Annotated in this window: 10 protein-coding genes; 9 read left to right on the forward strand and 1 reads right to left on the reverse strand. The window is 38.5% G+C overall.

Annotated elements, in window-relative coordinates:
* Positions 1-53: 53 nt before the first annotated feature.
* The 6 genes from ABE099_RS04865 (at position 54) to ABE099_RS04890 (ending at position 9054) form a co-directional block, all read left to right on the forward strand.
* Complete coding sequence (locus ABE099_RS04865; RefSeq protein ID WP_430027884.1) at positions 54-3743, forward strand: collagen binding domain-containing protein; 3690 nt, start codon at positions 54-56, stop codon at positions 3741-3743.
* 166 nt (positions 3744-3909) lie between these two features.
* Positions 3910-4557: a diguanylate cyclase domain-containing protein gene (locus tag ABE099_RS04870; protein ID WP_430027886.1), complete on the forward strand. Its 648-nt coding sequence runs from the start codon at positions 3910-3912 to the stop codon at positions 4555-4557.
* Between the two features lie 110 nt (positions 4558-4667).
* Entirely contained in the window at positions 4668-6377 is a 1710-nt protein-coding gene (locus ABE099_RS04875; RefSeq protein ID WP_430027888.1) for a choice-of-anchor A family protein, read from the forward strand.
* A 200-nt stretch (positions 6378-6577) separates the two neighbouring features.
* Positions 6578-7204: a class D sortase gene (locus tag ABE099_RS04880; protein WP_430027890.1), complete on the forward strand. Its 627-nt coding sequence runs from the start codon at positions 6578-6580 to the stop codon at positions 7202-7204.
* Positions 7205-7316: 112 nt separating this feature from the next.
* Positions 7317-8432 (forward strand): response regulator, encoded by a 1116-nt coding sequence (locus ABE099_RS04885; protein WP_430027892.1) that lies wholly within the window; start codon positions 7317-7319, stop codon positions 8430-8432.
* Positions 8395-9054, forward strand: coding sequence for a GGDEF domain-containing protein (locus tag ABE099_RS04890; RefSeq protein WP_430027894.1), 660 nt, complete (start codon positions 8395-8397; stop codon positions 9052-9054). Before ABE099_RS04885 ends, ABE099_RS04890 begins: the two co-directional genes overlap by 38 nt.
* A 23-nt stretch (positions 9055-9077) precedes the next feature.
* Here the strand turns inward: ABE099_RS04890 and ABE099_RS04895 are convergent, their stop codons facing one another.
* Positions 9078-10328, reverse strand: coding sequence for a methyl-accepting chemotaxis protein (locus ABE099_RS04895; RefSeq protein ID WP_430027896.1), 1251 nt, complete (start codon positions 10326-10328; stop codon positions 9078-9080).
* 182 nt (positions 10329-10510) lie between these two features.
* Between ABE099_RS04895 and ABE099_RS04900 the strand changes: the two genes are divergently transcribed.
* The 3 genes from ABE099_RS04900 to ABE099_RS04910 all read left to right on the forward strand — a co-directional run bounded on the left by ABE099_RS04900 (position 10511) and on the right by ABE099_RS04910 (position 13551).
* A complete protein-coding gene (locus tag ABE099_RS04900) occupies positions 10511-11416 on the forward strand; it encodes a glycoside hydrolase family 5 protein (RefSeq protein WP_430027899.1) in 906 nt (301 codons plus the stop codon).
* Between the two features lie 213 nt (positions 11417-11629).
* The gene (locus ABE099_RS04905; protein ID WP_430027902.1) at positions 11630-12064 is read left to right on the forward strand and encodes a MarR family winged helix-turn-helix transcriptional regulator; all 435 of its coding nucleotides are present in this window, start codon (positions 11630-11632) and stop codon (positions 12062-12064) included.
* Positions 12061-13551 carry a DHA2 family efflux MFS transporter permease subunit gene (locus ABE099_RS04910; protein WP_430027904.1) on the forward strand — a complete coding sequence of 497 codons (1491 nt, stop codon included), beginning with the start codon at positions 12061-12063 and terminating at the stop codon, positions 13549-13551. Before ABE099_RS04905 ends, ABE099_RS04910 begins: the two co-directional genes overlap by 4 nt.
* Position 13552 lies beyond the last annotated feature (1 nt).

A 13552-nucleotide genomic window follows, 5' to 3' on the forward strand; every position in this document is an offset into this window, starting at 1 on the left:
TGTTGATGTCATATTAGTAACCATTATGAAATTTAGGAGGACTGTATTTAAACATGAGAAAGAAGTATTTTACCTTATGTATGGCATTCATATTACTATTGCACAGTTTTATGGGAGTTATGATACCTGCTGCACACGCAAGTGAAAATGTTACTGATTCACCTGCAGTGGTCATGCCAGCAACACCAAATGAAACTGAGGGACCTACAGATATAATTCCACCTTCTAATGGTGAGACAGAGCAACCAACAGACCAAGAAGAACCTGCGGTGAATGAAGAGGAACAAAAAAATGAAGAGCAACCAAATAAATCAGAAGAGGTAGAAAACCCTGAACAATCAGAGCAATCTGAACAATCAGAGCAGTCAGAGAAACCCGAACAAACTGACTTGGAAGCAACGAAGCCTGAGACAACTGAAAATCCCGCAGAGGCGGTTGGCTTCTCCATTACAGGTGTCACTATTAAGGATAGCAATGGTGTCGTGATTGGCGAAGGTAGTGATGACCAACTTGACCTTAATGCTGCGGTAGAAATTAGTTATAACTGGAGCTTAGCAGATGACCATACCTTCCAAGCTGGCTCTACGTATGAATTTGACATTCCAAAAGCATTTGAAATCTACACAACGATAAAAAATGAACCTCTATCCTTTGACGGAGAACAAGTGGGTACCTTTAATGTAGATACAGATGGGCACGTTATTATCACCTTTAATGAATTTATAAAAAACCACTCTCAAATTAGTGGGCATATTGCGGTAAAAACAAATTTTAGCTCGCACATCATTTCTGAAACCAACAAGGTAGAAATTGTTTTTCCTATTGCTGATAACTTTGTGACAAAAACCGTTTATTTCAAGCCTGCTGGCGGAACGACATTAACGAAGCAAGGTGTTGCAGAAAAAGCAAATAAAATTAACTGGAGTGTGGATGTTAATACAGCGCTTAAGACCATAGACAATGCTGTATTAAGTGATACTATTCCTGCTGGTTTAAGTCTCAATGAAGACGCTATACAGGTGCACCATTTGAACGTGGGCATAAATAGCCCTCCAACATTAGGAGAGTTAGCTACTAATTATGTGGTGAAGGTTGAGAATGATCAGCTACAAATAAAATTTAATGAGCCTGGAATCAACTCTGCCTATAGAGTGACTTATTCCACACCAATAGATCCAGATAGCGAGTTAGCTCAGTTCACAAATAAAGCGACTTTAACAGGAAGTAACATTAACGAAACAACCGCATCGGCTACTGTAAATGTTCATCGCGGTGCATTACTTGATAAAGTGGTAGAAAGTTATGATGCGCCAAACCAAACGGTTCATTGGATTATTAAATACAATTTTGGTCAAAAAACGATCGCAAAACAATATGCACTTTTAACTGACCGTTTTAATGGAGATCAGGAGCTAGTTCAAGATTCATTTAAGGTTTACCGTGTAAGTGCAGACGCAGGAAATCAGCCTAACGAATCTCAGCTTGTAAGTAACTATGTATTAACACCAATTACAAATGATGATGGTAAAAACGGCTTTAACCTACAATTTAATGAGGATATTACAGACGCATATATCATTAAATATGCAACAAAGGCAACGAACCGAGTTGAAGGAAATGGGTTAAACGTAAGTAATAGTGTCACTGCAATAAAACCAGACGGTAATGGATCGGAAACGAAGGAAGCGAGTCAAGCATTAGGGAACGTGATCGGGAAAAAGCAACGTGGTGACGTGGACTATAACTTGAAGCTAGTGGACTGGAATATCTTTATCAATGAAGACAATTATGAAATGAAAAATGTCATCGTTCGAGATGTTTTTCCAACGGGTGGCTTAAAGCTTGTTCAGGATAAATTACAGGTGCTTGATGCAAACGGTGTTGAAGTAGACGCGTCTAATTATGAGCTTGAAATTGGGGGTGTTGGTGAGGAATTTGGGAAGCAAGGCTTTACGCTTCGCTTCAAGCCTAGTTATTCCTTTAATACCAAGCATACGATCAGATATACAACGGAGTTCAACAATGACTGGAAGCATCCACATCATATAAGCAATGCTCCAGCCGGTGGGGAATTTCCGAACCAAGCCATGATTTCATGGGGAGACGATGCTAATGCTCCTAAAAGTATTACAGTAAGTGATACGTTTTGGCCTGATAATTTAACAAGAAATAATGGGGCGAAGTCAGGTTCCTATGATGCAAGATATAAAGCAATAACTTGGGCAATTAAAGCAAATTACAATAAAAAAGAATTAAAGAATGCACAAATTATCGATGTTATTGAGCCTAATCAAGTTTATAAAGAAGGTTCGCTTCATGTATACAAGATGGAATTGTTAGGCTGGTGGGACGGGACTCGTCAAGGTGAATTGGTTGATCCTTCTCAATATGAAGTTATTTCACCTACAGAACAAAATAATCATACTTTGACCGTTAAGTTTAAAAACACCATTAATAGCCCTTATTGGATTACGTTTGAGACAACGCTAGAAAATCAAGTCGTAGATAAAGTTGTCCATAATGAAGTGACCTTTAAGGCGGATGAATATTCTGTAACTTGGGAAGGTTCAGTTAATATCCCTTATGGTGGCGAATATGTTTCTAAAAGTGGTGTACAAAATGATGATGCCCTAGATTGGACGATTTATATTAATCGTGGCCAATCGTATATCAAAAATGCAGTCATTTATGATGAACCAACACCAAATCAAATTGTACTTGCAGACTCATTTCATTTATATAAAGCAGCTGCATCTGCTGATGGCTCCTTAACTCAAACTACCGAGCTTGTAAAAGGTGAGGATTACACACTTCAGTTAGCAAATGATGGGTCAGGACAATTTGTATTGAAATTTACGAAGCCGATCGAAAATCAAGCTTATATTTTAAAATACTCATCACTGATCCACGCAGCAAATGGGGAAATTGTTAGCAATAAAGTGAAATTTGAAGGAGACGGAATAACGGTTGGTGAGCTAACTACAAATAAAGAGATTATTGTTCGTAGTTCATCAGGTTCTGGATCTGGCACAGGGGTTGTCGGTAACTTAGAAATTGTTAAGCTAGACAAAGAGGATGGGAAGAAGTTTTTAAAAGGAGCTGTCTTTGAACTTTCGGATGTAAAAGGAAAGCAAGTTACCTTACAGGCAACAACAGATGAAGATGGTAAAGCTATATTCAGTAAGCTGTTATATGGAAAATATATATTAAAAGAAATTACAGCACCAGAAGGTTATGTGCTTGATCAAACACAGATTAGTGTCACGATCGATAAAAGTATAAAGGATGAGGGTAACGTCTTAACACTTACTGTATTTAACAGTAAAAAGAAAGATCCTAATCCACCAGTGACACCAACAGAACCAAGTAATCCATCTACACCATCTGTGCCAGGCACGCCAAATAATCCTGGAACACCAAATACGCCAGGCAATCCGAGCACAGAACAACCAACAACACCGTCAGAAGAACCAAATAACAATCCTAATCCAGAAATTGTGGATGTAGACGATGACGAAATTCCGCTAGAGGGAGTGGATCCTTCTGAACCTTTACCTAGCGACAAGCCAAATACGAACAAACCTGAAACCAAAAGACCAAATCTCAAAACAAAAACATCAGGTGTTACGTATTTACCACAGACGGGTGAAGAAATTCCTTTAGTGACGTATGGTATCGGTTTTATTCTTTTGACATATGGACTATACCTTCGCTTTAACGTGATTCGGAATCGTAAAAAATAAATAGTTTGTTTAAAGGGATATCTCAGAGTTGTTTTGAGATATCTCTTTTTTTAGGTATTAAAATAGACCTTCTACAAATTTGTTTAGAATTTGTTTAGAAGTGATATTTATCATAGTAATTAAAGTGAATATATATTGTTGTAGGATTTGTATACCTACAAGATTGTTGAGAGATAAGGTGAATGTATTGGAGCATATTGGTATTATCGTGGTTATGATTATTATCGCTGTGTTACTAGTTATGGTGATTATTGTGGAACTCGATAAAAAGAAGCTTAGGGTTTTAGCCTATCAAGATGATGTAACTGGATTATTTAATCGTAATGGCTTAGAGCATTTTTGGAGTCGGTATAAAGGAAAAGGCGAGCTTGCTGTTTTATATCTAGACCTGGATCATTTTAAAACTATAAATGACACGTTTGGTCATCATGTTGGCGATGCATTATTACGGAATGTAAGCACCGAATTAAGTCGGATCACAAATCAAAATCAACTCGCATTTCGCATTGGTGGCGATGAATTCATATTTATCATGAAAAATTGTGAGCCCCACAAGGTGGAGATTCTCGCTGGTCTTATATTAGGTTTAATTAGCAAGCCTTACTATGTAGAGAACCATGAGCTGTTTGTTACTGGGAGTATCGGAATAACAATGACCGAATCAAATAAGGTAGAAAAAACAAAGCTGTTAGCTGAGGCGGATTCAGCAATGTACGCTGCAAAAAAATTAGGAAAAAACTGTTATAGCGTGTATCGGAGAAATCGCCAGCAGTTTATTGAAAAAGTAAAAATGAACATGGAAAAAAATATTTAACTTTTTTTTCAATTTGTTGAGAATTTGTTGAGATAGATAGATCATATTGTTATATGACGACTAATTTAGCAGACAGTTAAAAAATTTACAAAGAAAGGGATCAACGGAACGTGAGGATAAAGGGAAATAAGGTTGTAAAAAGAAGCTTCAAGGTATTGCTAATCACTACTGTTATTTTGTTTCGGGGACATTACGCTAATGTTGCATTTGCTAGCCCAGTAGATTCCCCTGTATCTGTATCATCCCTTTCGCTAAAGCAACTAGCGCAATTATCTTCATTTTTAGGAGTAGCAGGGGATTATAACGCATTTATATTTGGAGATATGAGGCAAAGCTCCGATAGTGAGGGGAGAGTTGCTGTAGGTGGAAACGCAACATTTCATAATTATACGGTAAACTCAAGACTTACTTCAGGTGAATATGCTTTAGTCGTTGGTGGTGACTTAAACTACCAAGGGGGAGAAGTTCAAGGTAGCCACGCGATATATGGTGGGAACTTAATTAATAAGCCTACCGTGCGAGATGGTGAGCTTCATCAAGGGACATCTCCAATTGATTTTGCAAAAGAGGGCACGTATCTGAAACAAACCTCAGATGACCTAGCCAAAAAAGTGAATGTGAATATTGGTGAAACGTATTATAACCCGTATTATTCAGGAATTGAATTAAACGGAAGTGATCCAACCATTAATATTTTTTACATTGATCGAGACATTTCAGAACTGAAAATTAACGTTCCACCGGGCTCCACCGTCATCATTAATGTGAGTGGGGAAAACAGAAGAGTTGGAGGCGGAGAATTTTTCTTTAATGGTCAAGGTGGTGTAAACAATTCAAATGTGTTGTTTAACTTTTATGAAGCTAAATCATTAAAGCTCGAAGCCGTAGGAGTTCGAGGTTCAATTTTAGCGCCACTAGCAAATGTTGAGTTTAACAATGGTAATATCAACGGTACGATTATTGCCGAATCATTATCGGGAGGTGGGGAACTCCACACTGTACCGTTTACGGGCGTGGATCCACCGATTACACCTACGGATCCGACAGACCCGACAGATCCAACGGATCCAACCGATCCAACGGACCCAACGGATCCGACAGACCCAACGGACCCAACGGATCCGACCGATCCGACGGACCCAACGGATCCGACAGACCCAACGGATCCAACAGATCCAACGGATCCAACCGATCCGACAGACCCGACCGATCCAACGGATCCGACAGACCCAACGGATCCAACAGATCCAACCGATCCGACGGATCCGTTGGATCCAACGGACCCGACAGACCCGACGGATCCAACGGATCCGACCGATCCGACGGACCCAACGGATCCAACGGATCCAACGGATCCGACAGACCCAACGGACCCAACGGATCCGACCGACCCGACGGATCCAACCGATCCAACGGATCCAACGGACCCGACGAATCCAACGGACCCGACGGATCCAACCGATCCTACGGATCCGACCGATCCGACAGACCCATCGACTCCTACGGTTCCAACAACCCCAACAATTCCTGATGTTTCAGAGTTTGTGGAGATTGATGATGAACCAATACCATTTGGAGCTGTTGAACAAAAAGAACAACCAGCAGAACCTGAACAACAATCTGAGGATTTAGATCAACCTGTAAATCCTTCTCCTTCTCCAGCAACAGAGGAGATCATCGAACTAGAAGATGAGGAGCTTCCATTAGGTAGCGTAACCACATTGCCACAAACAGGGGAAACAAGTAGCATGCCTTACGTTGGATTAGGATTTTTATTCATCGCTGGTGGACTTTTAATTCGCATGAACAAACGTAATTAATGAAATTATTTTGATTTTCTTAAGAAAAGAAGTAAACGGGAATTCCCAATTACTTCTTTTCTGCCTTGAAGCTTGTTGATTATAAACCATTATAGTCGTTAATGATCAATCAATATAATCAATAGAAATCAATAAGCTTGAGGGTAACCAAAACTGGTAAGTGTGCTAATAACTACTCAGAGTGAAAGGAAGACAAACAGTTGAAGAAAAAACTTTCTTATTTATTAATCATTGCAGGCTTTTGTATCATGCTATTTCCTACAGTAAATGAGTGGCTTGCAGATCAAGAGCAAAATCATTTGCTCGAAATTGCTGAAGCGGGTTCAACCGTATCTGAAAATAGTACGATAGGTCAAGATTATGCTCAAGTTTCTCAGCTACTTGATGAAGGTGTATCCTCCACTGATGAAAATAAAGCACAGCCTATTAAGCTTGAGGAAGGTGTTTTAGGCATTATTTCTATCGACTCTATTGATTTGAAGCTTCCTATTCTAGAAGGAGCAACCAAAAAAAATATGAGACACGCCGCAGCACATATGTCTGAGACGACACCTTTAGGACAAATAGGTAACGCAGCAATCGCGGCTCACCGCGCTCATAAAGAGGGTAGATTGTTTAATCGGCTAGGAGAAGTTAAAATTGGCGATGAAATCATAGTGCAAAATGACCAGCAAAAGTATATATATAAGGTTTATAATATTGTTATTGTGGAGCCTACTGATTTATCTGTCTTAGATAAAAATGGTCAGGATTCTATTGTAACCTTAATTACATGTGATCCTATGATTAATCCAACGCATCGATTGATTGTTCAAGCCAAATTATAATTGTCATATTAAATCTAATTGGGAGCGATAGACAAAATGATAGAGTTTAATGCTCCCTATGTATACATATATAGTTAAGGAAACTGTAGGACTACATGGAGGTGCAAACCAAGTGAGGCCAATCACTGACGAAGTGTGGCAATTAGAATTAGACCAGCAGGATCAGGACCCTGAGGGGCAGTTACGATTGATGCAAGAAAATTCATCTGCGATGTTTGCCCATATGCTCCATCATCCTGAACGTCCAAAAATTTTAGCGGTGGGTGATGACCCCACCAATTTAAAAGTGTTGGATCATATTTTAACACCTGTTCATTATGATGTTTCTTTTGTTACCAACGCAAAGGAAGCACTGGACTTGCTAGACTCACAGGAATGGAGTCTTATCATAACAGATGCTGCGATGCCGCAGCGCTCTGGTTATAAATTAACTAAACAGATCAGGTCAAAGTTTTCGTTATCAGAGCTCCCTATTTTGCTATTAGCAACGTATAGCCATCCTGAAGATATGTATGAAGGATATATAGCGGGAGCAAATGATTATTTAATTAAACCGATTAATAGTTTAGAATTGAAAACAAGAGTACATGCTTTGATTAATGTACAACGTTCTATTAATGAACGTCTTAGACTAGAAGCGGCTTGGTTGCAAGCACAAATACAGCCCCACTTTTTATTTAATACACTAAATACGATTGCTTCCTTATCTGAAGTCAATATAAATAGGATGATTGCATTATTGGAGGAGTTTGGTAATTATTTGCAGGCGAGCTTTCATGATGTCAACCTTCAGCGCGTTGTCCCTTTACAGCATGAGCTTCAATTGCTTCGTTCCTATTTATACATCGAGCAAGAACGTTTTGGAGAGCGATTAAAAGTGATTTGGCAAATTCCAGAGCATTTAAGATTAGAACTACCGCCGCTTTCCATTCAACCCCTTGTCGAAAATGCAATCAAGCATGGAATTTTAGTACGTGCAAGTGGTGGAAGTATTACAATAAGCATTAAAGAATTCCCACAGCTTGTTGAAATCAAAATAATAGATGATGGCGTTGGAATGACGGAAGAGAAAGTACACAATCTGCTCCAAGGAGATAACAAATTGCAGCAAGGAATTGGATTGTTAAATACAGATCGACGCTTGAAACAACTTTATGGACATGGTCTTAAAATCCAAAGTATATTAGATCATGGGACAACCATTAGTTTTAATATACCTAAAAATTAAATTAGTCATCGTTGGTGATAAAATGTACCTTGTTGAAATAGGGATTATTGTCATAATTACCGCAAGTATATATTTGCATATTTCATTTAAACAACGTGCTGTACTAAGAAACCTCGCATATCGTGATTCCATAACAAAGACATTTAATCGTAATGGGATGTTGTATTATATGAAATCGTGTAAGGCTAAAAGAGCACATGCTGTGTTGTACATCGATCTTGATCATTTTAAAGAGATCAACGATACATGGGGACATGAAACAGGGGATCAGTTACTACGTACAGCTACAAGGAGAATAAGGCAGGCCACAGACAATTCTGATCTTATCTTTCGTGTAGGTGGCGATGAGTTTATTGTTTTAGTCCAAACAAAAGATGAGCGGCAGGCTCAAAAAATAGCTTCAGCCGTTCTGGAGCAATTAAGCAGACCTATAGGAATAGAGGATAGGTTTATGGTCCTTTCCGCTAGTATAGGAGTGAGTAGTAGTAGAAGGGGAGTGAGGTTGGGTTCTAACCTTATTAAAGAGGCAGATTTAGCTATGTATCATGCGAAGCAAAAGGGAAGGAATCAAATTGTCTCTGCAAATAGAGATGGGGATAGCCCAGATCATCGAAGTGAATAATCAAGGCTATCCTTTACTTATATTTAAAATTTAAATATATTAATTGTTTTGTTTAACTGCATCACTGCATTTTTCATCGTTTCACTTTCAGCAGCCATCGCCTGAATTGAGGCGATTTGCTCGTTCATAGATGCAGATACCTCTTCTGTTCCTGCGGCAAACTGTTCTGTAATCAAAGAAATGTTCTGAATCGAGTTCGAAATTGTTTTAGCACTTTCCAGCATAGATATACTTTCTCTGGCAAAGTCTTCAACCTGCTTACCGATATATTGGACACTATCAATAATTTGATTAAATACTTGCTCTGCTTCCACCATTAATTGACCTTGTTCTTTTACAATCTTTTCATTTAAAATCATGCTTTCATTAGCTTCCTTAATATCTCGATCTATAATTTGTACTAGCTTAAATACTTCCTTTGTAGATTTTGTTGATTCTTCAGCTAGCTTACGAACCTCATGAGCTACAACTGCAAAGCCTGCACCTTGCTCTCCTGCCCGAGCCGCTTCAATAGAAGCATTTAATGACAATAGATTTGTTTGATCTGCAATTTCAGAAATAGAAGTAGTAATGAGTGTGATGTCTCTTGCACTTTCTGCTAAAGCTTGAATTGTACTTGCCACTTTGCTGGTAGCATCAATATTTTTACGCATACCAGATACTTGACGTGAAATTGCACTTCGGCCTGTTTCCACAAGCTGCAAGGTATCAGAAGAGCGTTGGTTCATCACTTGGGTGGTGGTGGTATAGTCATTAATTTTATGCTCAATATCATTAATCGACTTGGTCATATTGCCGATATCTTGCGAAATTTCGCCAGCTCCGATGGCTAGCTCATTAGAGGACTGACCAACTTGTATCATAACGTCAATTAAGCTGTGATTTTTATCAGAAATAGAGTTACTGGAGTTCATAACTTTTCGAGTGATCTGTGAGGTTTCTTGTAGGATGCTACGGAGCTTATTTACCATACTATTGAAGGAGACGCTTAAATCACCGATTCCACCAGTGGCATTAATACTGCCTGTAAAATCACCTTTTGCAACTCTAGCTGTAGCATGTGAAAGGGTGGTAAAGGAATCTGACAATACATTTCTTAAATAAATCGCAATTGGAAAGGTAAGCGTTAACAAAATCAAGGTTAAAAAAATACCTGTAAATATTTTTCCTACTATTATGAATGTGACCAAGGTTGGGATAGCAAAAAATGCTGCAATAACATAACACGCATAAAATATTTTTTTGGAAAACGGAAGCTTATGAAACCATGCCATAAGAATTAAGTCTCCTTTACTAAATAATAGGATATTTATACCATAAGTATAGCACCACTTTCGTATTACCGGATATATATATTTTGCAAAAGAATATGTTATAAGGTAAATTTAAGTAGAAGAAAAATTGAAGTATATGGTAACTAAAACTTAGAGGTAAATCAATGAGAGGAGCAAGTGGAATGAGTCTGTTCAGAGGTAAGCTTCAGGTTCAGCAATCATCGTTATATGACCAAAATGGTGATAAAATCCAACTTCGAGGAATTAGCACTCATGGGATGCAATGGTTCGGAAATTATGTAAATCGAGATGTGATAACTTGGCTCAAGGAAGATTGGCACATTAACGCTTTTCGGATAGCAATGTATACCGGTGAAAACGGCTACATAAGCCAACCTCATCTCAAAGAAAAAGTAAAAGAAGCAGTAGAAATATGTATCTCCTTAGATTTATACGTCATCATTGATTGGCACATTTTATCTGATAACAATCCAAATATGCATAAAGAAGAGGCAAAGGCATTTTTTGCGGAAATGGCAGGTTTATACCATCAATACCCACATGTGATTTATGAAATTTGTAATGAACCCAATGGGGAGGATGTGACCTGGGAGAAGGAAATTAGACCTTACGCTGTAGAAATTATTGAAGTGATACGTTCCTATGATAAACAAAATTTAATTTTAGTAGGTACAGGCACATGGAGCCAAGATGTTCACCATGCCGCAGATCATCCTTTGGAAGATAATAATGTCATGTATACTGCTCATTTCTATGCAGGCACACATGGTGAGGAGCTTCGAGACAAAATCAGATATGCATTAAATAAAAATGTGGGTGTGTTTGTAAGTGAGTGGGGAACCACGTTAGCAAGTGGGGATGAAGGGGTTTATTTAGAGAAGTCTGATGAGTGGTTATCCTTTTTGGACGAGCATGGCATTAGCTGGTTTAATTGGAACCTAGCAGATCATCCTGAGGATTCAGCAGTATTAGTTCCTGGGGCTTCTGTACAGGGACATTGGGAAGAAAAGGACTTGAAACCAACAGGGAAATATGTACGAGAAAAATTACGGTCTTATTCAAAATAATTATATACTGTTAATAATCACTAAAAGCCCGATGACTTGGATAAAATCCAGGTGAGAATCGGGCTTTAAATATATGTTTTTGATCATAATTTTAAGCATGTCTTGACAATTATAATAATAAAGTTTAATATTTCGTATGCGATACTTCTAGTAAGAAGTATTTAAATTAGTAGCATTTAAAAGGAAGGGTTATAGTTGGTGCAAAAAGGAAATATGCATGAAATTGTCCAATCCTTTAGGGCAGTCAAAAAGTCCTTTTTCCAATTGCTAACGGAGCAGTCAGAGCAAGCTGGGATAACTGGAATTCAATTTTATGCTTTGAAAATTTTATGTAAGGAACCTCAGATTGGGGTTACAGAGCTAGCTGAGCGGATGCGATTAGGCAATAGTACTGTAAGTGGTGTAGTAGATCGTTTAGTGAAGGCAGAACTAATTGAACGGCATCGTAGTGCAAGTGATCGAAGATCAGTGACGTTGAGCTTGACTGAGAAGGGGAAGGAGGTTCACGATCAAACGGACGTAAAATATTCAGGTATCCTTTCTAACGTATTAGAAACATTGGATGCTGATGCAGTGACACAAATGCTAAATACACATCAACAAATTATTGAGTCATTAGAGAAAGCGAGAGAAGAAAACCAACTATGAATATAGCAACTAATAATGCAATTACTTTCAAAAAATGGCCAATTGTAATGGCACTACTTATTGGAGCATTTGTATCGATTTTAAATCAAACGTTAATGAATATAGCTTTACCTAAAATGACAGAGGATCTTGGTGTAAGCTATACAACAATTCAATGGTTATCTACTGGCTTTATGCTAGTAAATGGCGTCCTTATTCCGATAAGTGCCTTTTTAATGGCAAGATTCAGTACACGTAAATTATTTATTGCAGCAATGAGCTTATTTTCAATCGGTACGTTGATTTGTGCGTTAGGAAATAGCTTTCCTGTCGTGTTAATCGGTCGATTAGTACAGGCATCAGGCGCTGGGGTCTTAATGCCACTCATGACCGTTATTTTCTTAACCATTTTCCCGATTGAAAAACGGGGACAAGCGATGGGGATGATGGGGATTGCAATGATTTTTGCACCTGCGATTGGCCCAACCTTATCTGGATGGGTTATTGAGCATCACCCTTGGAACACTTTATTTTGGATTATACTTCCGTTTGCAGTGTTATCGATTGTATTAGGGATTGTGTTTATGCGAAACGTAACAGAAATCTCTAAGCCTAATTTAGATATCTGGTCCGTAATTTTATCCACTGCGGGTTTTGGCGGCTTATTATATAGCTTTAGCCAAGCTGGAAGCTCCGCCAATGGTTGGCATAGTACAGAGGTTATTGTAAGTGTAATCGTTGGAATAATGTCACTCATCTGGTTTATTGTGCGTCAAATTTTTTCCAGTAACCCAATTTTAGAGTTTAGAGTATTTCGTTATAGTATGTTTAGTTTAACGACATTAATTAATGTAATTATTACGATGGCTTTATATGCTGCTATGATTTTGTTACCAATCTATTTGCAAAATCTCCGCGGCTTCACGCCAATTGAATCAGGACTATTATTAATGCCTGGTGCAATTTTAATGGGAATTATGTCCCCAATCACTGGCATTATTTTTGATAAAATCGGGGCAAGATGGTTAGCAGTCATTGGACTTATTATTACGACCGTAACGACATGGCAGTTTAGTAAGCTAACATTAGACACGACATATACACACTTAATCCTTGTATATACAATACGGATGTTTGGTATGTCAATGCTGATGATGCCTATCCAAACAGCGGGACTTAATCAATTACCTGCTTCCTTAAATGCTCATGGTACTGCGATGTCAAATACGCTAAGAACGATTGCTGGCGCAATGGGAACAGCGTTACTGCTCACCGTGATGACAACAGAAACAAAAGGGCAGTTGACTTCATTAATTGGGCAAGCAGGGATTAATCCGAAGGACCCAGCAAATGCAGGGCAAATTGCACAGTTAACTCGTACAGCAACATTGCAGGGGATTGATCATGCCTTTGTGATTGCAACCGCGATTACGGTTGTTGCATTATTGCTATCCTTTTTCATAGGGCAAGGTTCATGTTCAGCGGCAAGAGCAGGGGACTGTGAGTAAA

It is taken from the genome of Paenibacillus turicensis, from assembly GCF_050461185.1.
Classification (GTDB): Bacteria; Bacillota; Bacilli; order Paenibacillales; family Paenibacillaceae; genus Fontibacillus; species Fontibacillus turicensis_A.